Origin of the sequence: Gordonibacter sp. 28C, from assembly GCF_003339845.1 — a bacterium.
GTDB lineage: Bacteria > Actinomycetota > Coriobacteriia > Coriobacteriales > Eggerthellaceae > Gordonibacter.
On sequence record NZ_PPTR01000001.1, the window covers coordinates 389340 to 411665 of the forward strand.

Annotated in this window: 20 protein-coding genes; 11 read left to right on the forward strand and 9 right to left on the reverse strand. The window is 62.9% G+C overall.

What is annotated here, in order from left to right; all coding sequences use genetic code 11:
• Positions 1–64 precede the first annotated feature (64 nt).
• Positions 65–814, forward strand: coding sequence for an N-acetyltransferase (locus tag C1878_RS01600; RefSeq protein ID WP_114600110.1), 750 nt, complete (start codon positions 65–67; stop codon positions 812–814).
• 54 nt (positions 815–868) lie between these two features.
• Here C1878_RS01600 and accC read toward each other — a convergent pair whose 3' ends face one another.
• From accC to pxpB, 4 genes are read right to left on the reverse strand one after another with little or no spacing between them, the layout of a single operon-like run.
• Positions 869–2218, reverse strand: coding sequence for an acetyl-CoA carboxylase biotin carboxylase subunit (gene accC / locus C1878_RS01605; protein ID WP_114599951.1), 1350 nt, complete (start codon positions 2216–2218; stop codon positions 869–871).
• A gap of 12 nt (positions 2219–2230) precedes the next feature.
• Positions 2231–2698 carry an acetyl-CoA carboxylase biotin carboxyl carrier protein gene (gene accB / locus C1878_RS01610; protein ID WP_114599952.1) on the reverse strand — a complete coding sequence of 156 codons (468 nt, stop codon included), beginning with the start codon at positions 2696–2698 and terminating at the stop codon, positions 2231–2233.
• A 21-nt stretch (positions 2699–2719) separates the two neighbouring features.
• A complete protein-coding gene (locus C1878_RS01615; RefSeq protein WP_114599953.1) occupies positions 2720–3886 on the reverse strand; it encodes a biotin-dependent carboxyltransferase family protein in 1167 nt (388 codons plus the stop codon).
• Position 3887: 1 nt separating this feature from the next.
• The gene (gene pxpB, locus C1878_RS01620; RefSeq protein ID WP_114599954.1) at positions 3888–4616 is read right to left on the reverse strand and encodes a 5-oxoprolinase subunit PxpB; all 729 of its coding nucleotides are present in this window, start codon (positions 4614–4616) and stop codon (positions 3888–3890) included.
• Positions 4617–4757: 141 nt separating this feature from the next.
• On the opposite strand from pxpB, the gene C1878_RS01625 reads away from it, so the two are divergent.
• The 5 genes from C1878_RS01625 to C1878_RS01645 all read left to right on the forward strand — a co-directional run bounded on the left by C1878_RS01625 (position 4758) and on the right by C1878_RS01645 (position 10104).
• Positions 4758–5471 carry a sulfite exporter TauE/SafE family protein gene (locus C1878_RS01625; RefSeq protein ID WP_114599955.1) on the forward strand — a complete coding sequence of 238 codons (714 nt, stop codon included), beginning with the start codon at positions 4758–4760 and terminating at the stop codon, positions 5469–5471.
• 193 nt (positions 5472–5664) lie between these two features.
• Entirely contained in the window at positions 5665–6135 is a 471-nt protein-coding gene (locus C1878_RS01630; protein ID WP_114599956.1) for a MarR family winged helix-turn-helix transcriptional regulator, read from the forward strand.
• A 205-nt stretch (positions 6136–6340) separates the two neighbouring features.
• Entirely contained in the window at positions 6341–6781 is a 441-nt protein-coding gene (locus C1878_RS01635; RefSeq protein ID WP_114599957.1) for a universal stress protein, read from the forward strand.
• A gap of 190 nt (positions 6782–6971) precedes the next feature.
• Positions 6972–8711, forward strand: coding sequence for a bifunctional diguanylate cyclase/phosphodiesterase (locus tag C1878_RS01640; RefSeq protein ID WP_199519262.1), 1740 nt, complete (start codon positions 6972–6974; stop codon positions 8709–8711).
• Between the two features lie 211 nt (positions 8712–8922).
• Positions 8923–10104 (forward strand): pyridoxal phosphate-dependent aminotransferase, encoded by a 1182-nt coding sequence (locus tag C1878_RS01645; protein ID WP_114599959.1) that lies wholly within the window; start codon positions 8923–8925, stop codon positions 10102–10104.
• Here the strand turns inward: C1878_RS01645 and C1878_RS01650 are convergent.
• The 3 genes from C1878_RS01650 to C1878_RS01660 are packed head-to-tail and all read right to left on the reverse strand — an operon-like array spanning position 10101 to position 13143.
• Complete coding sequence (locus C1878_RS01650) at positions 10101–11357, reverse strand: 4Fe-4S binding protein (RefSeq protein WP_114599960.1); 1257 nt, start codon at positions 11355–11357, stop codon at positions 10101–10103. The two genes, C1878_RS01645 and C1878_RS01650, sit on opposite strands and share 4 nt — an antisense overlap.
• Before the next feature lie 22 nt (positions 11358–11379).
• Positions 11380–12417, reverse strand: a complete 1038-nt coding sequence (locus C1878_RS01655; protein WP_114599961.1) for a low specificity L-threonine aldolase — start codon at positions 12415–12417, stop codon at positions 11380–11382.
• Positions 12418–12453: 36 nt separating this feature from the next.
• A complete protein-coding gene (locus C1878_RS01660) occupies positions 12454–13143 on the reverse strand; it encodes a TetR/AcrR family transcriptional regulator (RefSeq protein WP_114599962.1) in 690 nt (229 codons plus the stop codon).
• Positions 13144–13392: 249 nt separating this feature from the next.
• Here C1878_RS01660 and C1878_RS01665 point away from each other — a divergent pair, with 249 nt between their 5' ends.
• The 3 genes from C1878_RS01665 to C1878_RS01675 all read left to right on the forward strand — a co-directional run bounded on the left by C1878_RS01665 (position 13393) and on the right by C1878_RS01675 (position 16319).
• Entirely contained in the window at positions 13393–14292 is a 900-nt protein-coding gene (locus C1878_RS01665) for a carbon-nitrogen hydrolase family protein (RefSeq protein WP_158539653.1), read from the forward strand.
• 146 nt (positions 14293–14438) lie between these two features.
• Complete coding sequence (locus C1878_RS01670; protein WP_241963563.1) at positions 14439–14954, forward strand: hypothetical protein; 516 nt, start codon at positions 14439–14441, stop codon at positions 14952–14954.
• A 123-nt stretch (positions 14955–15077) separates the two neighbouring features.
• Positions 15078–16319: a CynX/NimT family MFS transporter gene (locus tag C1878_RS01675; protein WP_158539654.1), complete on the forward strand. Its 1242-nt coding sequence runs from the start codon at positions 15078–15080 to the stop codon at positions 16317–16319.
• A gap of 55 nt (positions 16320–16374) precedes the next feature.
• On the opposite strand, the gene C1878_RS01680 is transcribed toward C1878_RS01675, so the two are convergent.
• Positions 16375–17925, reverse strand: coding sequence for a LuxR C-terminal-related transcriptional regulator (locus C1878_RS01680; RefSeq protein ID WP_114599965.1), 1551 nt, complete (start codon positions 17923–17925; stop codon positions 16375–16377).
• 147 nt (positions 17926–18072) lie between these two features.
• Here C1878_RS01680 and C1878_RS01685 point away from each other — a divergent pair, with 147 nt between their 5' ends.
• On the forward strand, positions 18073–19116 hold the full coding sequence (locus C1878_RS01685; RefSeq protein ID WP_114599966.1) for a hypothetical protein: 1044 nt from the start codon (positions 18073–18075) through the stop codon (positions 19114–19116).
• Positions 19117–19183: 67 nt separating this feature from the next.
• Positions 19184–19777 (forward strand): iron-sulfur cluster assembly scaffold protein, encoded by a 594-nt coding sequence (locus C1878_RS01690; RefSeq protein ID WP_114599967.1) that lies wholly within the window; start codon positions 19184–19186, stop codon positions 19775–19777.
• 334 nt (positions 19778–20111) lie between these two features.
• Here C1878_RS01690 and C1878_RS01695 read toward each other — a convergent pair whose 3' ends face one another.
• Entirely contained in the window at positions 20112–22241 is a 2130-nt protein-coding gene (locus C1878_RS01695; RefSeq protein WP_114599968.1) for an aldehyde ferredoxin oxidoreductase, read from the reverse strand.
• Between the last annotated feature and the right edge of the window lie 85 nt (positions 22242–22326).

The following is a 22326-nucleotide window of genomic DNA, read 5'->3' on the forward strand; positions in this document are numbered from 1 at the left end:
AATCGTAGGAAAACGAGGGATTACAATGAAAGCGGCCGCCACCGACACGAGAAGAGGAACGCGCATGGATGCCGAGTTCGTGAACCTGACACCGGAAAACCTCGCCGACGAGCACCTTTGCTGCATCATCCGCAGCAAGAAGCTCCATCCGGGCGTCGAAGCGAAGCGGCAATGGCTCGCCGACCGGCTGAAGGAAGGCCACGTTTTCAGGAAGCTGCAGGCGAAGGCCACCGTGTTCATCGAGTACGCCTCGCTTGAGTCGGCTTGGGTTCCCGTAGTCGGCGACAACTACCTCTACCTGTACTGCCTGTGGGTTGCCGGCAGCCCCAAAGGAAGCGGATATGGGAAATCGCTGATGAAGTACTGTCTGGCCGATGCCAAGGAAAAAGGCAGGTCCGGCGTTTGCATGCTCGGGTCGAAGAAGCAGAAGAGCTGGCTTTCCGACCAGTCGTTCGCGAAGAAGTACGGCTTCGAGGTTGTTGACGCCACCGAGAACGGCTACGAGTTGCTTGCGCTTTCTTTCGACGGAACGGTCCCGCAGTTCGCACCGAATGCCAAACGCGAGCGAATCGAAAGCGAAGAGCTGACGATCTACTACGACCTGCAATGCCCCTACATCCATCAATATATCGAGAAGATATGTCAGTACTGCGAAGCGAACGACGTGCCCGTGTCGCTCGTTCTCGTGGACACGCTGCAGAAGGCCAAGGAGCTCCCCTGCGCCTTCAACAATTGGGCCGTGTTCTACAAAGGGGAGTTCCAGACGGTCAATTTGCTGGGGGTGCCCCAGATAGAGAAGATGCTCAAGAAGTGAGGGCTTTGGGAGCGGCGCGCGTCGCCGCCCCGACCGCCGGACCCGCAGGTCGGTTTACACTTCCCCCTTCATGAACCGCTCGATGAAGCTCGTGTCCGCCAAGCCGGCGGCGAACGTCTCGTTCTCCATGATGGCGTACTGGAAGTCCAGGTTCGTCTTCACGCCCACCACCACCATCTCCTCGAGCGCGGTGCGCATCTTCGCGATGGCCTCGGTGCGATCGCGCCCGTGCACGATGACCTTGGCTATCATGGAGTCGTAGTAGGGCGATATCTCGTAGCCGTCGAACGCGGCCGTGTCCACGCGCACGCCGTTGCCGCCGGGCAGGTGCATCTGCGATATGGTGCCGGGCGAGGGCAGGAAGCCGCGCTCGGGCTGCTCGGCGTTCACGCGGCACTCGATGGCGTGGCCGCGGTAGGTGATGTCGTCCTGCGTGAACGTGAGCGGGTCGCCCGCCGCCACGCGGATCATCTCCTGCACGATGTCGGTGCCCGTCACCATCTCGGTCACGGAGTGCTCCACCTGCACGCGCGTGTTCATCTCCATGAAGTAGTAGTTCAGCTGGTCGTCCAGCAAGAACTCGATCGTACCGGCCGACGTGTAGCCCACGGCCTGCGCCGCGCGCACGGCGGCGTCGAGCATCTCGTCGCGCACCTCTTCCGTCAGGGCGGGCGAGGGGCTCTCCTCGATCATCTTCTGGTGGTTGCGCTGCACGGAGCAATCGCGCTCTCCCAGCGCCACCACGGTGCCGTACGTGTCGGCTATGACCTGCACCTCCACGTGGCGCGGGTTCAACACGCAGCGCTCCAGGTACATGGTGTTGTCGCCGAACGCGCCCACGCTCTCGCGCTGTGCGATGGAGAACTGCTCGGAGAAGTCGCGGTCGTCCAGGCTCACGCGCATGCCCTTGCCGCCGCCGCCCGACGACGCCTTTATCATGATGGGCCAGCCGATGGCGCGCGCCTTCTCCAGCGCCTCGTCGGGGGCGTGCACGGGCTCCTTCGTCCCGGGCACCACGGGCACGCCGGCCTCCATCATGGTCTTGCGGGCCTGGCTCTTGTTGCCCATGCGGTCGATGACCTCGGGCGCGGGTCCTATGAACACGATGTCGTTCTCGCGGCACAGCTTCGCGAACGTGGAGTTCTCGGACAGAAAACCGTAGCCGGGATGGATGGCCTGCGCCCCCGTTCCCTTCGCCGCCGACAGGATGGCGGCGATGTTCAGGTAGGAGTCGCGTGCGGCCGGCGGGCCGATGCACACGCTCTCGTCGGCCAGGTACACGTGCAGGGAATGCTTGTCGGCCGTGGAGTACACGGCCACCGTTTTGATGTTCATGGCGCGGCAGGCGCGGATGATGCGCACGGCTATCTCGCCGCGGTTCGCTATGAGTATCTTGTCGAACATGGCGCCGCCCGCCTAGCGCGCTTCGGCGGTGGCGATGCGGAACAGCGGTTGGTCGTACTCCACCTGCGTTCCGTTGGCGGCCAGCACTTCCACCACCACGCCGGGCGCGGGAGCCGTGATCTCGTTCATCATCTTCATGGCCTCCACGATGGCCATCGTCTGGCCCGACAGCACCTCTTGCCCCACCTTGACGAACGGGTCCTCGTCGGGGCTGGGCGAGAGGTAGAACATGCCCACCATGGGGCTGCGCACCAGCAGCGAGTCCTTGTCCACGTCCTCGATCGCGGCGGCTTCGTGGCCTTCCGACTTGCCGGCCAGAAGCGCGCTCACGCGATCGGCCATGAGCGGAAGGGCCGAGGACGAGAGCGGTCCGTGGCTGCGTTCCAACTCGATTTTCGTCTCGCCGTCGTCCACGCGCAGGGCCGTGAGCTCGGCCTTGTCCATGATGGCGATGAGTTCTTCGATGGCTTTCGTATCCATGGTGCTTCTCCTTGCGCTTCTCTATGCGATGCGGTCTTTGCCGTTGTCGCGGTCGTTGCCGTTGGCGTCCGCGCTGTTTTCGTAGTGCAATGCGTTGCGGCTCCCCACGCGCTCGGCGCGGTCGGCTCGGTCGATCCATAGCGTGTCGGCCTGGGTTTTCATGGCTTGCTTCTCCAGGATGGGCGTGAGGCGCCGCGCCGTGCGGCGGGGTGAGATGCCGTCGGCGCTGGGCCGACGCACCTTCAGGGCCAGCATTTCGAACTGCCGTGCCTCTTCCCGCAGCAGTTCCTGGGCCTGCTGCACGGTGATGGCTTCGAAGCGGACCCGCCTGCCGGGAGGGCGTTGCACGAGCTTCGGGATATCCACGGTGGCGATGGTGCCGATCTTCGCGTAGCCGCCGGTGGTTTGGCGATCTGCCAGCATGATGATGGGCCGGCCGTGCGAGGGCACTTGCACGGCGCCGAACGATATGCCGTCCGATATGATATCCGACCCGTGTTTCGTCTCGATTTCCGTGCCGTCAAGGCGGTATCCCATGCGGTCGCACTTCGTGGTGGTGGTGTACGGTTGGCTGTAGAACGTTTCGATGCCGGCTTCGGTGAACATGTCCTCCTGCGGTCCGGGCACCACGCGCACTGCGATCTCGTCTTCCTCGAACCCGTAGAACGGGTCGGGGTCGATGCGGTGGGAGCCCAGGTTCGGCAGGAAGTCGACGCCCTTCGTCACGAACGGCAGGTAGTCTCCGGTTATGAGCGTGCGCCCCTTCCAGCCGCCGAACTCGCACTTCAAGTTCGTGGAGCGGCTGCCCATGACCTCGGGCACCCGCACGCTGCCCCCGGCGATGGCAAGGTACCCGTAGCAGCCGGTCTTTGCGGCGCCGAAGCGCAGGATGGAGCCGCGTTTCACCATGATGGCCGCGTAGCGGGGCACGGGCTCGCCGTCGATGGTGGCGGCGAAGTCGGCGCCCGTGATGGCGATGATGGTTTTCGTGGTGAAGCGCAGCATGGGGCCGGCCAGCGCGAACTCCAGCACGGGCGCGTCCGGGTCGTTCTCCACCAGCAGGTTTGCTATGACGTAGGCGCGGTGGTCCATGACGCCGTTTGTGGAGAAGCCGCTGCCCTGGTAGCCGAAGCGGCCGTTGTCCTGGATCGACGTGTACACGCCCGGTTTTCTGATAACGAGGCCCATGCTACTCGTCCTCCACGAAGATCTGGTACTCGTAGGTGTTGGCGGCCAGCTGCTGCTCGATAGCGGCGTACTCGTCCGGCGTGATGGGCACGAAGCGCAGGTACTCGCCGGCGGCGTACAGGATGGGCTCCTCGCGGTCGGGGTCGTAGGGGCGCAGCGGCGTGCGGCCGATGATCTGCCAGCCGCCGGGGGAGGCCAGCGGGTAGATGCCCGTCTGCTCTCCGCCTATGCCCACGCTGCCGGGTTCGATGCGCGTGCGCGGCGTGGCCAGGCGCGGCGTGTGCAGGCGCGGGTCGAGCCCGCCCAGATACGCGAAGCCCGGCAGGAAGCCCAGCATGTCTATGAGGTAGTCGTGCGCGGTGTGGACGTCCACGACCTCCCGCTCGGTCAGCCCGGCGTGTCGGGCCACGTTGGCCAGGTCGGGGCCGTACTCGCCGCCGTAGCACACGGGAATCTGCACGATCTTGCGCACGGAGAGGTCGGCCTCGCCCACGTCGCGCAGCTTCCCCCGCAAACGCGCGGAAAGCTCGTCGAACGTGATCGTCAGGGGGTTGTAGTACACCATGAGCGAGCAGAACGTGGGCACGAGCTCGGTGATGCCCTCGATGGGGTCGGCGGTGAGGTTCTCGGCCGCCAGGCGGATCTTCGCGCTCGTCTCCGGGGAGATCGCATGCGCGAACTCCAGGTTGAGCGCCGAATCGCCGGCGATGGTGATGCTGAATCCCGCCATATGGTTCCGTTCTCCGTCTCTCGAGGGCGTCGCTGCGCAACCGGAAGGGCGCGCACCGGCATCGCCCGCCGGAGCGCGTCGATGACGTTGCCCATCAATGCTACACTGGTAACTTGTCATTAGGATAGGATTGTAGCATATATGGAAAAAGCACTGTTTCTTGCGACGTTCTTCTTCGCGTACACCGTGCAGGCCATCACCGGTTTTGCCGGCAACATCTTCGCCATGCCGGTGGGCACCACGCTTTTGGGCCTGAACTCCACCGTGTCCATCTTGAACGTGATGGGCTTTTTCGCGTGCGGTCTGTTGGCGTTGTTGAACATCAAGCACGTGAATTGGCGCGAGTTCGGCAAGATCATCGCGGTTATGATCGTGTTCATGTTCGTGGGCATCTGGCTCGACACGCTCATGCCGCTGCACATCTTGCTGAAGATATACGGCGCCATCATCGTGTTCATCGGCGCGAAGAACCTCATCTTCACCCGCCAGAAGTTCCTGCCGGAATGGGCGCTGTGGATCATCTTGGCGCTGGCGGGCCTCATCCAGGGCATGTTCGTGTCGGGCGGCGCGCTGCTGGTTATCTACGCGGTGCAGAAGCTGCGCGACCAACAGGAGTTCCGCATCACGCTGTCGCTCATATGGACGGTGCTCAACTTCATTTACGCGTGCATCGCCTTCCAACAGGGCCATTTCACCGGCGACGTGCTCCAGATCATCCTCATGTGCGCCCCTCTGGCCGTCGTGGCCACGTTGCTGGGCAGCAAGCTGCAAAAGAAGATCAGCAAAGAGAAGTTCCTCAAGCTCACCTACGTACTGCTGTTGTTCATCGGCATCATGCTGTTGGTGACGAGCTAGCCCCGCTTCAAAGGTCGAAGTTAGAATAACTCTATTTGAATATAATTCATGAATAATATAACTATGATAAGTGATCTGGGAAGATGATTATCTTTGATCGTTTTATGGATAATAGGTCACTTTACAAAAACAAGACTTATAGTATCAGCGTCAACCATGAGAGATATTGAGAAACGAAAGAAGGAACCCCCTCATGACCGAAGCAACCAAGACGCTGGCGCAGCTGAAGAAGGCCAGCAAACTCACCCGCCTCTCGTTCCACAAGAACGGCCCGAAGAGCTACAAGCGCGGCCAGGGCGCCCTGCTGAACGCCCTGCTGGAGAACGACGGCACCACGCAGCGCGAACTGGTGAAGACCATGGGCATGGACCGCAGCGACCTCAAGGGCATCGTGAAGAAGGCCGAGCGCAACGGCTACGTGACCATCGAGGACCACGACGCGAAGCACACCTACGCCGTGAAGCTGACCGACGAGGGCCGCAAGGTCGCCGAGAAGCGCGTCAAGGCCAACGACAAGACGGCCGAGGACATCCTGGACTGCCTGTCCGCCGACGAGGTCGCCCAGCTGAACGCCCTTACCGAGAAGCTCATCCTGTCCTGCAAGGACAAGGGCGTCAACGGCAAGAAGAAGGGCCGCAAGGCTCACAGCTGCCACTGCTGCTAGCTTCGGCTCAAGCGACGCTGACTGAAGGAGGCCGGTGCGACTCGCATCGGCCTCCTTTTTCTGTCTGCGCCGATGCGGTTTCGCCTGCTGCCGCTTGTGGTCGGCCGGCAGGTTGCTCCTGTGGGCGGATGGGAGGCGAGGGGAAGTCGCGCCCGCGCGCGAGAACCGTTACAATAGGGCGAAAAGGCGAGGCAAGGAGCATCCCATGGCGCAGTACCAACGCATCTTCGCGGCACTCGACGGCGCGTCCACGCAAAAGGCGGTGGCCCAGCGGGCCGTCGCGCTTGCGGCCGACAACGAGGCGCAGCTCCTGTTCGGGCACGTGATCGACTCCGTTCCCAACGAGGCGAACGGCGCCGACTACGACGCGTTGTGCGCAGAGGGTCTGGCGCGCATCGAGGAAGATCTCGCCGGCGAGTTGCGCGAGGCGCGCGGCAACGCGTCGATCCCGTCCGTGGACGTGCAGGTGCGTGCCGGCCGTGTGGCCGAGACGCTGGCCGAACAGCTGGTGGAACCGTTCTCGCCCGATTTGATCGTGTGCGGCGAGCGCGGCCTCTCGAACATCAAATACGTGTTCGTGGGCAGCGTGTCCACGTACCTCATCAGGAACATGCGCTGCGACGTGCTCGTGGTGAAGCAGGGGTAAGGCTTCGGCACCGCCGTTTTGGCTTCATCTTTGTTGAAGGGTTTGCCGCGAGGTGGTTTCGCTAAGCGAAAAAGCGTAGAATGGCACGTTATCTCAGGCGGCGCTTGCGCATGGGATGTCGCGCAACGAACGCTGTAACCACGTGAAAGTGAAGTCCGCAATGGCGAGCACCTTCGATTCCCGGAAAACGATGCAATTTGTAAGCGAAGAGGACAGCGTGCTGGCCGACACGCTTCGGTTGAGCGTGAGCAAGCACAAGATAGACGATCATTTCACGCTGGTTTGGGCGAACAAGTACTACTACCAGTTCATCGGTTATCCGAAAGAGGAGTACGAAGCCCTGTTCCACAATCGTCCCGACCTGTACTTCGAAGACAACCCCGAGGACTTCGCCGTCATCGTCGAGCATGTGACTGAAGCGCTCGAGAAGAACGCCGGTGGCTACGAGTGCATTGCCGGTTTGAACGCCAAAGACGGCCAGCATAAGTGGGTCAAGTTCGCCTCCACGTTTCTGGACGAGTACGTGGACGGCTACCAGCTGTCGTACACGACGATGGTGGACGTGACCGACCTAATCGAAGCGCAGCAGCAGCTCGACGAGCAGAAGCAGGCCCTGGAGAACGCAAACGAGGAACTTGAACGGCTCGCGTTCGTCGACCCGGTGACGGAAGGGTTCAACCAAACGCGCTTCGACCTCACGGTGCGTCGCGTCATCGATTCCGCCAAACCCGGCTCGTATGCGCTCGTGTCGCTCGATCTGAAGAAGTTCAAACTCTTGAACGAGATACAAGGCAAAACGAGCGGAGACATGGTGCTGCGCTACGTGTACAAATGCCTGGGCGATCACCTTGACGGCGAGGAATGCGTTGCGCGCATCAATGCCGACACCTTCAACCTTCTTATGCGCCAAGAGAGCAAAGAGGACATGTTCGCGCGCATCGACAACATGGTGCAGGACGTGAACCGGTTCAATATCGACGCCGAGCGTCCCTACTACCTGTCGTTCACCGTGGGTGTGTATCCCGTGGTCGATACGAGCCTGTCCCTCACCATCATGCGGGATCGCGCGAACGTCGCACGCAACTCCGGCAAGGAGGCGCCCAATGCGCGCCATTTCACGTGCGCGTTCTACAGCGATGTCGACCGCCGGAACTTGCTGACAGAGCAGGACATGGAAAACCGCATGCACGGCGCGCTCGAGCGCGGCGAGTTCGTAGCGTACCTGCAGCCCAAGCAGCGGCTCTCCGACGGGGCGATCGGCGGCGCCGAGGCGCTCGTGCGCTGGATCGATCCCGTGCGCGGTTTGGTTCCGCCGGACGATTTCGTGCCGTTTTTCGAGCGAAACGGCTTCATCATCAACGTGGACCTCTGCGTGTTCGATCAGGTGTGCAGGCTTCTGAAATCGTGGATCGACCAGGGGAAGAAACCTGTCCCCATCTCGGTGAACATGTCGCGGGCGCACCTGAGAGAGCAGAGCTTCCTCGGGCCTTACGAGGAGATTCGAGAAAGATACGGCGTTCCCGCCTCGCTCATCGAATTCGAGCTGACCGAGACATTGGTGTTCGGCGATCCTGAGACGTTCATGGGCGTCATCGACTTGCTGCACGCTCGCGGCTATCGCTGCTCGCTCGACGACTTCGGCAGCGGGTACTCGTCGCTCAACGTGCTGAAAGACGTGGATATCGACACGATGAAGCTTGACCGAGCGTTCTTCTCGGCGGGCGATGCCACCGGGCAACGCGAGTGGGACGTGATAGAGTCGGTGGTGGCCTTGGCGAAGAAGCTCGACTTGAACACGGTGGCCGAGGGTGTCGAAGAGCCCGGTCAGGCAGTTCGCTTGCGCAGCATGGATTGCGACATGCTGCAAGGTTACGTGTTCTCGCGTCCTGTGACCGTGGCCGAGTTCGAGAAGATGCTGTTCGGCGAATAGGGCCCTTTGACAGCTTGCTGCTTGTTCGTTTTGCGGCTTTCGCAAACGGGAGGCCCGCGCTTTCACGGGACGGTGTGAGACGTGGACGGTTGCGGGATCAGCTGAAACGCCGCTGCAGCCGCCTTTTGCATCCGCAAGCCTTTCGAGGGCTTCGCGTTGTGCTACCCTGTTCCTCATCTAAAACAGGCGGCAAGACGAGGACGTGGTGCACATGGTGAACGAGAGGATGTACGGGCTGGGAGCCGAGCCGAGCGCGATTCGCGAGCTGTTCGCGTACGGTATGGCGCGCAAGGCAGAAATCGGCGACGAGAACGTGTTCGACTTCAGCATCGGCAACCCCAGCGTGCCTGCACCCGAGGCCGTGAAGCAGGCCGTGCTCGAGCTCATGGAGGAGCCTCCCTGCGACCTGCACGGCTACACGCCGGCCGCCGGCGCGCCCAGCGTGCGCAAGACGGTGGCCGATCATATCCGACGCCGCTTCGGCGTCGCCGCGACGCCCGACCAGGTGTACCTGACGGCGGGCGCCGCAGCGGGCCTGGCCATCTCCGTCTCGACAATCACGAAACCGGGCGACGAGGTCATCGTCATCGCGCCGTACTTCCCCGAGTACAAGGTGTGGATCGACACCGCCGCGTGCACGTGCGTGGAGGTGCCGGCCCACGTGCCCGATTTCCAGCTGGACATCGACGCGCTGGACGCGGCCATCGGGCCGAAAACGAGCGCCGTCATCATCAACTCGCCGAACAACCCGGTGGGCGCCGTGTACACGCGCGAGAACCTGGAGGCGTTCGCCGCCTTGCTCGAGCGCAAGGAGGCCGAGCTCGGCCGCAAGATCTACGTCATCAGCGACGAGCCGTACCGCGAGATCACCTACGGCGCCGAAGTTCCCTACGTGCCGTGCGTGTGGCCGCGCACCATCGTGTGCTACTCGTACTCGAAGTCGCTCTCCCTGCCGGGCGAGCGCATCGGCTACATCTACGTTTCCGACCTCATGGACGACGCGCGCGAGGTGTCCACGGCCGTGGCGGGCGCCGGTCGCGCGCTCGGGTTCATCTGCGCGCCCGTGCTGTTCCAGCGCGTGATCGAGCGCTGCATCGACGAGCCGTCCGACGTGGCATCCTACGCCGCGAACCGCGCGCTGCTCACCGAGGGTCTGGGGGCGCTCGGCTACGAGTTCGTGGAGCCCGACGGCGCGTTCTACCTGTGGGTTCGCGCGTTGGAGGACGACGCCCAGGCGTTCAGCGACCGCGCGAAGGCCCATGAGCTGCTGCTCGTGCCGTCCGACAGCTTCGGCGTGGGCGGCTGGGTGCGCGTGAGCTACTGCATTTCCCGTGAAACCATCGAGAATAGCATGCCCGCATTCAAGGCGCTCATGGAGGAATATCGGAACTAAGCGTGGCTGGACCGTTTGCGTTCGGGAAGCACACGGCGTTTGGGGATGGCGATCTCGATGGGGTCGAGGGCGAACAGCTCGCCGACGGTGAGCGTCTCGTCGCGGACGAGGGCGCCGTAGCGGCATGTGTCCTCGCACACGCCGCAGTCGCGGCAGCGGGAGGGGTCGAACTCCAGCAGCGTGCGGCCGCCCGGCAAGCGTCCGGCTTTGCGGAGCGCGCCGGTGGGGCAGAACAGGGCGCATTGGGCGCAGCCGGAGCAGTGGTCGGCATCGACGCCCACGCGCGGAGCGAGCGCTCGGGGGACCACGGCTTCGTCGTCGGGCAGGCCGGCGGCGTGCAGGTCGTCGAGCATCTGCCAGCGTCGGGCGTCCGGTTCGGGCTGGACGTCGGCATGCGCTGCGCCGGCCAGCGACTCCAGCTGCTTGGCCGCTTCGGCTTTGGCGGTGTCGATGAGCGAGGTGCCCGCCTGGGAGATCAGGTTGCGGCGGGACAGCTCGCCGGCGGCATCGGCGTCGGGTTCCGCCTCTAGCGGTGCGAGGCCGTCTTCGCCGGTTGATTCGATGACGGTGCCGAGGCCCCAGGCGTCGCAGATGCGTTGCGCTTGGGCAGCTGCCTCGCGTGCGCGTGCGGCGGCGGTTGCCAGCTCGCACGCTGCGCAGGCTTCCAGGGGAAGGACGATGCGTTCGACGCCGCTGCACGCCATATGGACCAGCACGGCAGCGTCGACCCATCCGAGGCAGGGGAGCACGACGGTTCGATTCCCGTCGAGGCGACGCGCTTGCGCCCAGCGCTCGCAGGCAAGGCCCGCCGTTGCGGGAGCGGGGCCTTCGACGGCGTTTCCGAAAGCCCGCCCGTCTAGGACGATCGATTCGTCGGCGATTCCGCCCGTTGCGGCGGCATGCAGGCAGGCGGCCGCGCTCGCCGAGATCCCGCGTTCGAACAACGTCTCGTCATCGAGCGGCGTCATCGCCAGCAGGGCGTTTGTCGGGCAGGCGGTCACGCAGGCGCCGCAATGCGCGCATGCTTCGGCGTCGATGCGCGGCCCGGCCGCATCGACGGGGTTGATCGACTCGTACGGCTGCGCGCCTTCGGCAACGAGCGGCGTCACGGCCAGCGCATCGACGGGGCACGCGTCGGCGCAGGCCGTGCAGTGCGCTCCCGCGTCGCGCGCCGTCAGGCACCGCGGTGCATGCAACAGGGCGACAGGCGGTCGTTCGGCCGCGCGCTGGACTATGTCAATGAGGTCGGGCATGCCGGTCGCTTTCGCTCGGCGCTTACAGCAGCGCCAGCAGCTCGTCCACGGCTTCCGGCCGGGTGGCCCAGCTCGTGGCGAAGCGCACCACGGTGCGGCCGTCGGGCGTGCGCTCCCAGAAGCCGAACGAGGCGTGCTGCGCCAGGCGCTCCTTGGTGGCGTCGTCCAGCACCACGAACTGCTGGTTCGTGGGCGAGTCGATATGCAGGTCGTAGCCCTTCGCGCGGAAGCCCTCGGCGATGCGCTGCGCCAGGTCGACGGCATGGCGGCCGACGCGCTCGTAGCGCAGCTGGCCGTCCTCCTGCTCGAACAGCACATCGAACTGCAGGCCCAGGAAGCGTCCCTTCGCCAGCAGCGCCCCGCGCTTCTTCATGAGCGTGAAGAAGTGGTCGTCCAGCCCCGGCTTCGTGAAAACCACGGCCTCGCCGCAGAACGCGCCCACCTTCGTGCCGCCGATGTAGAACGCGTCGCACAAACGCGCGATGTCGGGCAGCGCGACGTCGGTTCCCACAGCGGCCAGGCCGTAGCCCATGCGCGCGCCGTCCATGAACAGCCGCATGCCGAAGTCGCGGCACACCTGCGAGAGCGCTTCCAGCTCGGCGAGCGAGTACACGGTGCCGTACTCGGTGGGGTGCGAGATGTAGACGGCGCCCGGCGCCACGATGTGCTCGCGGTTCTCGTCGCCCCAGTACGCCTCGCACAGCGCGCGCACCTCGACGGCGTCGAGCTTGCCGTTATGCTGGGGCAGCGGCAGGGTCTTGCGTCCGCACGCTTCCACCGCTCCGGCCTCGTGCGCGGTGATGTGCCCGGTGGTGGCCGAGACGATGCCCTCCCACGGTTTCAGTATCTGGTCGGCCACAGCGGCATTGGCCTGCGTGCCGCCCACCAGGAAGTAAACGGCGGCCTCCGGGCAGTCGCACGCCGCTCGGATGCGATCGCGCGCATGCTCGCACACCTCGTCGGTGCCGTAGCCGCTCGTTTGGTCGAGGTTCGTGGCGGCCAGCCGCTCGATGATGGCCGGATGCGCGCCTTCCATATAGTCGCTGTCGAAATGAAGCATGACTCTCGGGATCCTTTCTCTGTTCGATGCAATAGGTTACTTGATTTTTGTAACGTATTTATCGTCGTAAGCGAAGTCGGAATAGTAGCGGTTGTCGATGGGGAGCGTGTCGAAAATCTCTTTGCCCTGCCTCATTATCTCTTTGATTTCTTCGTCGTGCATTCCCAATTGCCGGAGAAAGAAACGAATGCCGAACTCAGCGGCATCTTCCCAGGTGTACTCCTCGGGATCGTTCGATGTGGCAATGAGGAGCGCGTCGGACATGCCCAGCTGCGCCGCTACGATCAGATTGAGTTCGTGGTCGTCGATTCCCTCTATTCCTTGGTCGTCGATAACGCATTGATAGTAGTACTTCACCGTGTCAAGGGCGGAGAATGACGGCAGCCGTTCGGTGGAAATGTCCAACAAGAAGCGCCTGATGTTACCATCTTCGAAATTGCGTTTCCACATATGGTAGTTCTCGATGACCATGAGCGTGGTCTTGTCGTAGGCGTCCCCGCACAGCTTCTCGATGTAGATCTTGTTTTGCGCCTCGTATTCGGCGTCGATAACCGCCGCGATATCGCGTTTGCCACGAAAGTGATAGGTGATGCTTCCCGGCGGAATGTCGGCTTTCTTGCAGATGTCATCATAGGTGGTGTTCGCATAACCTTTGCGGTAGAACAACTTCTTGCACACATCGATAATAAGTTTTTTCTTCTTCTCGCCGGCTTTCAACCTGACCATGCGGCAGCTCCATCCCTCGTTTTTCTGGGCTTCATTATCCCTCACTGATATAGGGAAAGTGGCAAGAATTGCCCAAAACCCGCTTCGCCACAGCAAAAGGCCTGATATCAAAATATGAGTATACTCAAATATTGATAAGTTATCAAAAATGTATTTACAAACTTTCAATCAGAATATATATTACAGACATAGAAATTGAGTGTACTCAATTTTTAGAAATGGATCGTGTCCTACTAGGAGGGGATGGTTATGGCTGTAATTGCAAGCGTTGCGATGGACCTCGTACGCGACAAAGAGGCGAACAAGGCGAAGATGACCAAGTTCATCGAAGAGGCTGCGGAAAAGAACGTCGATCTCATTCTTTTCCCAGAGCTAGCGCTCGGCGGATTGCCGGAAAAACCCATGTTCGTATTCAGTCCCGAAGACGCCTTCTACCAGCACGACGTCGCCGAGTTGGTACCCGAAGGCGATTCCACCCAGTACTTCATCGACCTTGCCAAGAAGCACGATATGTACATTGCCTGGGGGATGACCGAGCAGAGCCATGAGAACTGGGACATGATCTACAACGCGCTCGTTCTCGTGGGCCCCGAGGGCTTCGTGGGCAAATACCGCAAGGTGCACCTTCCCCTCACCGAGCGCATCATGATGTACTCGGGCGAGGGAGACTACCCCGTTTTCGATACGCGTATCGGCAAGATAGGCTTGATGATCTGCTTCGACAAGGCGTATCCCGAAGTCGCGCGCACGCTGGCCCTCAAGGGCGCCGACGTTCTGCTGTGCCCCACCGCCTGGCCGTCCATCGAGCCCAACGAAGATGACAACGACTACAAAGCAGGCAACGTGTTCAGCTTCGCCCGCGCGCTTGAGAACATGTGCTTCTTCGTCGACTCCTGTGTGAGCGGTCCCTTCGAGATGGGGCACAGCCGGATCATCGGTCCTAACCCCATGCAGATCTGCGCCTCCACCAGCTTCGAGGAAGGCATGGCGGTGGCCGATGTCGACATCCACGGCGAGATCAAGAAGGCGCGTCTTGCCTCCATGGCGGGCTCTGACCTGTTGAAGGATCGCAAGCCGGCGACGTACGGCGAGCTGGTCAAGGCGAATCGCCGCAACCCCATCTCGGGTGACATTGGACAGTTTGAATGACGATGTGGCCGATCGAGCATCGGTCTTTGCATCTGGCATATAGGAGCAGCTGCCGGCCTCATTGCGATTGGCGTCGGCGAGACCGGCGGCTGCGATTCCCTGGCCCGAAAGTCGGACCATGGGCATTATCTAGGAGGAAATGACTTATGAATCCTTTGAAAGGCCCCGGCGGTTTCGGCCGCGTCGTCAACGGCTTCATGAACATCATCATGTGCGCGATCTTGAGCGTGTACGTGCTATGGACGGTGCAGAACCTTCCCGGAAACGAGGCTCTTCCCATCTTCACGCCGCTCGGCTTCTTCGTGTCGTTCGTCACCAGCTTCTGCGTTGGCGAGTTCGTGGGCGATCATGTTCCCGCTCTTGCGTGGGGCCAGAAACTCGCGGCTGCCCTGCATGTGAAAAACAAGGTAGGCGCGCACTTCATCAGCGTAGCGGTGCTCGCCTTGGTTATGATCACGTCCATCAGCTATGTTTGCACATGGATCAACAACGTTCAAGTTGCCGGATGGGACGGAACCTTCGCCGCTTGGATTATGGTGTACCCGTTCTTGCTGGCAAGCGGTTACGTGGTCGAGCTTGTCATGCTTCCCGTCGCCATGAAGCTAGCTGCGGCTGTAAGCGGATTCGATCCCTCGAAGGCTCCGGCTCCTGCCGAGGCTTAGCTCCCGTTGCTTCCGTTTCCGCGAACGCCCGCCCCTCTGGCGGGCGTTCGTTTCGTCTCGCTCTGAAAAGCGTCTCGTTTGCGATTGCCTGCGATGCTCCGCGTCGCCAGAAAGGAAAAGTCGATGCCGAAAAGCACCCAAAGTGGCGCGCCGGTTCGTTTGAACCATCTTTTGCTTGGCGCCGTTCTGTTGGTGGTGGGGACGTCGGTCGCCATCGTGCAGTACAAAGTCCCGAGCATATTGGTGGACATCATGTCCGCATACGGCATGACGTCCGCTACGGGGTCGTGGCTGATGTCCATTTTCACGGCGATGGGCATCGTTCTGTCGCTTCCAACGGGCTCGCTCGCAAAGAGGCTGGGGCCCAAGAACGTGCTGCTTTTGGGGTGTTCGATCGTCGTTTTGGGAAGCGTCATTGGCGCTTGGGCAACTTCGGCATGGGTCATGATCGCGTCGAGGGCCATCGAGGGAGTGGCGTTCGTGTTCGTGTCCGTTGCCGGTCCCCTTGCGGTTGACAAATACGTGGCCCACGAGCATCGGGGAACGGTCAACGGCATCTGGTCGCTGTGGATATGCCTGGGCTCGGTGGTAGGCGCGACTGCGACTCCCATGGTGTTCGAGGCCTTGGGCCTCACGGGAGCATGGCTCGCCTACGCCGTGATCGTCGCGGCGGCTGCCGTTGTGCTCGCGGTCGTCGTGCGCGTGCCGAAAGATCGCTTCTCATCGGACTCGTTGGGCTCGGCGGACAGAAATGGCATCGAGACGAGCGAGCTCGTCGAACCTCGGGCCACGGCCCGTGATTATCTGGCGATCATCCGTCCTCACGCCCTCATCTTCCTGTTCGCGTACCTTGTTTTCAATATCGAGATGCTGGCGGTTCTCAGCTACACGCCTACGTTTTTGCAGAGTCGGGGAATGAACGCGTCGCTTTCGGGTTTTGCGAGCTCGCTTCCCGGGCTGCTGGCCGTCGTCTCCTCTCCTTTGATCGGCAAGCTGATCGACAAGACGGGCAGAACCAAGCCGTTTTTCGTCGCCGCTCTGCTCGCAAGCGGTCCGGCCACTTTTCTCATGCTCACCCAGTCAGGGCCCCTTTTGTGGGTGGGTGCCCTGCTCATGGGCCTTATCGGCTATGGCCTTCCCGTGGTGAGCTTTTCGGCGCTCCCTCAAATCGCGGGAAAAAGGTCGCTGCTTCCCGCGGCGACGGGGGCGCTCACGCTGGTCATGTGCCTTGGCGAGTTCTTGGGGTCGCTTGTGACGCCCCTGCTGCTCGGGCCGGATCTGTCGAATTGGACGTTTTGCGGCACCGTTATGCTTGCCCTGGGGTTGACGGGTGCCGTTGCCGCCGCGTTCTGCCGAATAAAGTGAAGGCGATGCGTTCGGATGCAAAGGGGGAAACGCTGTTCGGAGGCAATGCGGACGGCTACGATGTGTACTGCTGCATATAGTCTAGGATTTCCTGGCGGGAGTGCAAGCCGGTCTTCGCGTAGATGCGCTTGATGTGCGCATGGGCGGTTCCCGGCGTGATGTAGAGCTCCTCGGCCACGCGCTTCTGGGTGTATCCCAGCGCGTAGAGCGCCAGCACCTCCATCTCGCGTTCCGACAGCAGGAACTGCTTGCCCATCTCCTCGGCGTTGTGCTTCATGGACGCTTGGCGCACGTCGGCCAGCGACTCGTGCTCGTCGAGGCCCATGATCTTAACCAAGACGCTTTCCTGGCGGGTTGCCTGGTCTTCATGCTCCTTGTTCTCGCGCCGAGCGATGTTGAGGAACTGCACGAAAACGACCTGGGTCGACACGACGATAAGCACGCCCATGAGCGCGTTCATGAGCACGTCGTTCGCCGATATGCTGTAGAACTCCATCAGCGCCACGCGCGCGACGGCGCGGCAGCCCAGCCACACGAGCCATCCGGCGATGGCGTAGTAGTACGGGTCGCGCCATCCGTAGCTCATGAACGCGATGATGATGTACCAGGTGAACGCCACCATGAGGGCGTTCAGCGTCGTGGTGAACACGGCGCCGATGTCCAGCATGTCGGGGAAGGCGGCGTAGGCGATAAGCGCAAGGCAGGCCAATAGCTCCATGACGATGAAGATGCCCACGGTGAGGACGCGCTGGCGCTTGCCCAGCACGAGCGCGATGATGGCGCCGCTGATGCCCACCGTGAGCAAGCCGTAGGCTGCGCGCGTGACGGGCGCGAATGCGATGGCCTGGCCGTCGGGGTAGCCGCGCAAAAGGCCGATGACGATGGACAGGAAGCCTATGCCGATGGCCGTGGCCGCCAGGAACTGCTTGCTCTGGATCATGTTCTTCGTGAAGCCGAAGTAGTCGCTCGATTGGGATACGGAAACGATGTCGTGCGGCTGCGTGCGATGGCGTGCCCACAGCATGCACGGGTACTGAACCAGCACGAGCGCCGCGGCGACGAAGTTGCCCGCCGCGCCGGGCAGCAGCGCGCACAGGTATATCTCCACCTCGCTTAAGATGAGCGCGGAAAACACGAACAAAGCCGCCACGATGGTTCCCGTTCCGCGGGCGCGGCGCAGCCAATAATATATGGTGACGGAGGACACGAGCGTGCACAGCGAGCTCAAAGCGAACTGCAGGGCGGGGTCGTCGTTGCCCGTCAGGTCGAGCGCTGCCAGCCCAGCCAGCGTCAAGGCTTCCAGGGCTATGCCGACGCGCATGATGACGTTCGTGGCGTGCTTCTTGATGGACACCTTGCCCACCGTGATGACGACGAAGAACACGGCGAGCACGCAAAGGGCCACCAGCATGGCACCGTCGGTGAAGATGCCCTCGTCGGTGCTGGTGTAGCTGCCGTAGCTGGCGACGATGAGGCCCGCCCGACCGAAACCCAGACCCACCACGAGCGGCCAGAGCAGGTGGAAGCTGTTCAGAACCGTGTTCGGTGCGAGCTGCTCGTCGGGGTCGCCGCCTTCCGTCTGGTTGCTCGTCGCATGTGCGCTCAAGCGCGCCTCCCTCTCCCTGATAGACGTCGACGTCGCGATAGGCGCGGCTCCGCTTTCGCCCTCGATTTATCCTGAAAGAGGGGATGCCGGATGCGCTCCGAAGGTCATCATACCATATGGATTCAGAGGCTCGATTAAGGAGCGAATATGGTTGACGAAGAAGCTCGGCGAATTCGAGAAGAGGTTATCCGGGCGCTTGCCGAGGAAGAGGCGAGAGGGGGCGGGGACGCCGATCCGGCGGCCGATGCCGAGCTTGCCAAGACGCCCGCAGGCCAGGGCGCCGGGGCTCCGCTTCCCAACGATCCCGGTATGGTCGAGGGCGGCCCAGAAGCCGCTTTCGATACGGACTCCGTTGGGTGCGCGCCCGCGCCCGGCACCGGCGCGCTCACCGAACGCGAGCTGCTTGCCGCGATCTTCGAAGACGTGCGCGCGCAATCCGCCGCGGGACGGTTGGTTGAACCGACGAGGTGGGCGGAGGCCGGCCTCGTGCCCGAAGGCCAGACGGCCGAGGACTGGGAGATGCTCGTGTACGAGTACCTTGAGGAGCGCGAGGCCGAGCGGGCGGGGCAGGAGGTTCTCGAGCCGGCGGCTCCCGTCCGCACCGCCACGCGGACGGTGGGCGTGCCCCGCATGCTTCGAGCCGAGGAGCCCGAGGAAGCCGAGGAACCCGAGGAAGCTGCGGTGCCCGAAGAACCCGAAACGCTCGAGACGGCCGTCGAGGTCGAAGCCTCCGACGAGGCGGAATCCGCCGAGACCGCGCCGACGGACGACCCCGCTCCATCGGACGAAGCGTCCGAGGAGCCTCCGTGCGACGACATCGTCGCTCTGGTGGGCAAGCACAGCTACTACCTGTACTCCGCCGACCGCATGACGGACGCCTACGCGCGCTGGTCGTTTCTGGCGAACGAGGACGATCGCGTGCTCACGTTCGTAGAGTGCGTGCGCGACGAGTCGAAGAAGTACCCGCGCCCGATGGAGGCCGCTTCGCTTTCCAACGAGCCGTTCAACCTGTCGCGCGAGGAGATCGACGAGTTGTGGCAAACGGTTCGAGACAGCGGGGCCTATCCCGATCTCGACACCGTAACCGCCTCGAACGGCGACGTGTACTATTTTTCGACCGAGTACTTGACGCCCGCCTACGCGGCGTCGCTCGCGGAGTGGAGCTCCGTCGAGCGCGGCATGTTCCTGTAAACGAGATCGCACCGACCGAGCGCTGCAGGCGCGGGGTCGAAGGATCTTGCTAGAGAGAGGGGTTTTCGTGGAAGACGAGGCACGCAACGTGTACCGCGAGGTGAAGGACCGCCACGTGCTGCGCACGGCGGACGTGTACCAAACCGAGATCGAAGACGGCGTGGCGGGCTACTCCGACACGCTGCTGGCCGTGGTGGCGAACTTCCGCAACGGCGGAGCGCCCGAAGGGTTCAACGCCCAGAGCATGGTGGGCAAGTCGAAGCGCGGCGAGGTGGCCCTGCGCCTGTTCGCCGTCGTCGATCCCGACACCGAGACGTTCGTGCGGGCGGGTTTCAAGGCGCGCGGATGCCTGGCCGTGACCGGCTGCGCGAGCGTGGTGTGCTCCCTGCTGGAAGGCAGAACGCTCGAAGAGGCGCTAACCATCACCACCGACGACGTGAAGCGCGCCCTGGACGGCGTGCCGGTCGACAAATCGTACACGCTCCACTTCGCCGTCGAGGCCATCCGCGCTCTCGTGGGCGACTATCTCGCGCATCAGGGCGCCACGCTCCAAGAGCTCGACGCCCGCGTGCCCTGCGACGCCTTGGGCGTTTCCTGCGTCATGTGCGAGCACTGCTCTTTCCGCTCCACCCGCATCGATCTGAGGCTGGCCGAAGCGTAGGGTTGCCTTGTTGTTCCGAGCGCAGGCCGCTCCCACTTTGTCATCCTGAGCGGAGCGCCGCAGCGCAAGGCCACCCTGTCATCCTGAGCGGAGCGCCGCAGGCGCGCAGTCGAAGGATCTTCGGCAATGGGGTGCTTCCTTCGTCGAAGATCCTTCGACTGCGGCGCTACGCGCCTCCGCTCAGGATGACAAGCTGGAGCAACTATGAGAAAGCCCCCGAATCGGGGGCTTTCTCATGCGGACGGCCTCGTAAGAAGGGGGGAAGGTAGGCCGTCCGCTTCCGATGAGGGAGCGGTGCCGCAGAGGGGAGGGCGGCACCGCCGGATCGATGGTTTTACGGCAGCAGGCCCAGGCCGTCGAGCTCTTCCTTGACGTCGGACATGCCGTACTGGTCGAGGCAGGAGGCCGTGGGGCAGCCCTTCTCGTGATCCCAGCCGAACGTGTCGTAGAGCATGCCGAGCGCGGTTTGGAAGTCGTTGCGCTCCATCTTGATGGTGCCTTCCGTGAACGGCTGCTTGTCAGGATCGGCGTTGAACGTCCAGGCGCACATGACGTCGTGGACGTTGCGCATGTCGTTCTCGCCCATGGTGCCGTCGGCCTTCGTCATGCCGCGCACGGTGTTGGCGCGCTGCAGCGTCATGATCTTGGCGCCCGCCTGGTACAGGTCGTCGGTGGTCACGTCCTCGCCGGTCACGGCCTTGAAGAACTTGGCCTCCAGGTCCAGGTCGCCGCGATAGCTGCGGGCCTTCGTCGGGCTCATGGTCATGGGCCACACCCAGTTGCACAGCGTGAGCGAGTCGTGCAGCACGTCGGTGACGATGCTCCACCAGGCGAAGTTCGCCTTGTGCTCGTTCATGGGCGTGTAGTTCTTGTCCGGATCGATGGCGTCCTTGCCGCCCCACACTTCTTCGGCGATCTCCTGCTTCAGCTCGAAGGGCAGGCCGCAGCCTTGGAAGTTCACGGCGGAGTGGATCATGTCGTCGCGGTTGAACATCATGTTGTACACGCCGCCCACCTGGCCGAAGCACTCGATGGAGTGGTGCACGGGCCAGCCGCGGTAGTTGATGAGCTGGCTGGGCTGCTGGTCGAACCATTCCTTGTCGTCCCAGCGCTCGGTCCAGTGGTAGGGGCCGTAGGCCAGATGCGCGATCTCGGAGTCGTTGCGGGCGATGTCGTGCAGCAGCTCCACCATGATGGTGGGGTCGTCGTTGTAGATGCGGTTCCAGTCGTACTTCGCCTTCTCCTCTTCGGGCAGCACGCGGTCGAACACGCCCGCTTTGATGCAGTGGGCCAAATCGCGCCACAGCTGGGCGTAGTTGCACCACAGGCCCAGCTCGTCGATGGTGGTGCCGATGAGCGTGTTCCACACGATGCCCGACTCGGTGTCTTCCTTGATGTCGGTTTTCAGGATGCCGTTCATGTACTTGAAGGGGAAGTTCGCCGCGCAGGTGTTGCCCGAGGTCGACTTGCCGCCCAGCTCGCCCGTGCGCTCGGTGCGCAGGTCGGAGTAGCAGTGGATGGGGCAGCTGTGGCAACCGTCCATCTTGATGGTGTACTTCTCGGCCACCTCGCCCAGGTCGTACACCGATTTCATGCAGCGGTAGCCCACCGTGTTCAGCTCGCCGGGCTTCGGCTCGCCCACGTCGATGGGGCCGTCTTCGGCCATGCCCCACGTCAGGCCGCTGCGCGCGGACCAGCGGGAGCCCTTGTCGTAGAACTCGGCCCATTCCTGCTGCGTCTGCGGCACCACGTGGTTGTTGTTGGAGCCGATGACCTCGCGCAGCATGTAGTCGGACAGGTCGGCCACGGCCTGCGGGTCCTTCACGTGCACGCTGCCGTTGCCCTTCACCACGATGGCCTTGACCATCTTCGAGCCCATGACCGAGCCCGTGCCGGCGCCGGCGGAGTGGTTGCGGGAGTTCATGATGCACGCGTAGGGAAGCAGGTTCTCGCCGGCGGGGCCGATGGTGGCCACGCACGCCTCGTTGCCTTCCTTGCGGCAGAGCACCTCGGTGGCCTCGCGGGTGCCCAGGCCCCACACGGAGCCGGCGTCCTTGATCTCCACCTTGTCGTCCACGATGTTCAGGTACACGGGCTTGCTGGACGCGCCTTCCAGCACGATGGCGTCCCAGCCGGCGAGCTTGATCTTGGCGCCGATCATGCCGCCGCAGTGCGCGTCGATAACCAGATGGTCCTTCGTGAACGTGGACAGCGAGCAGATGGTGGTGCGGCCCGCCAGGGGCACGCCCGAGGCCGTCAGGGGGCCGACGGCGAAGATGATCTTGTTCTCCGGGGAGAACGGGTCGGTGCCGGCCGGCACCTCGTCGTACATGATCTTGTTCGCGAGGCCCATGCCGCCGATGTACTCTTTGTAGGGGTCGGTCGGTTGCGTCGTGATCGAGCCCGTGCTCAGATTGACGCGGAGTATCTTACCGGCCCATCCGTACGATGTTTCGTCAGCCATGTTGCATCTCCAAATCTAGGGGAAAAGGATTCGTGGTTCGTGTTGTGTGGGAACCGACGGACGCGATGCGAGCGCTGACAACAAT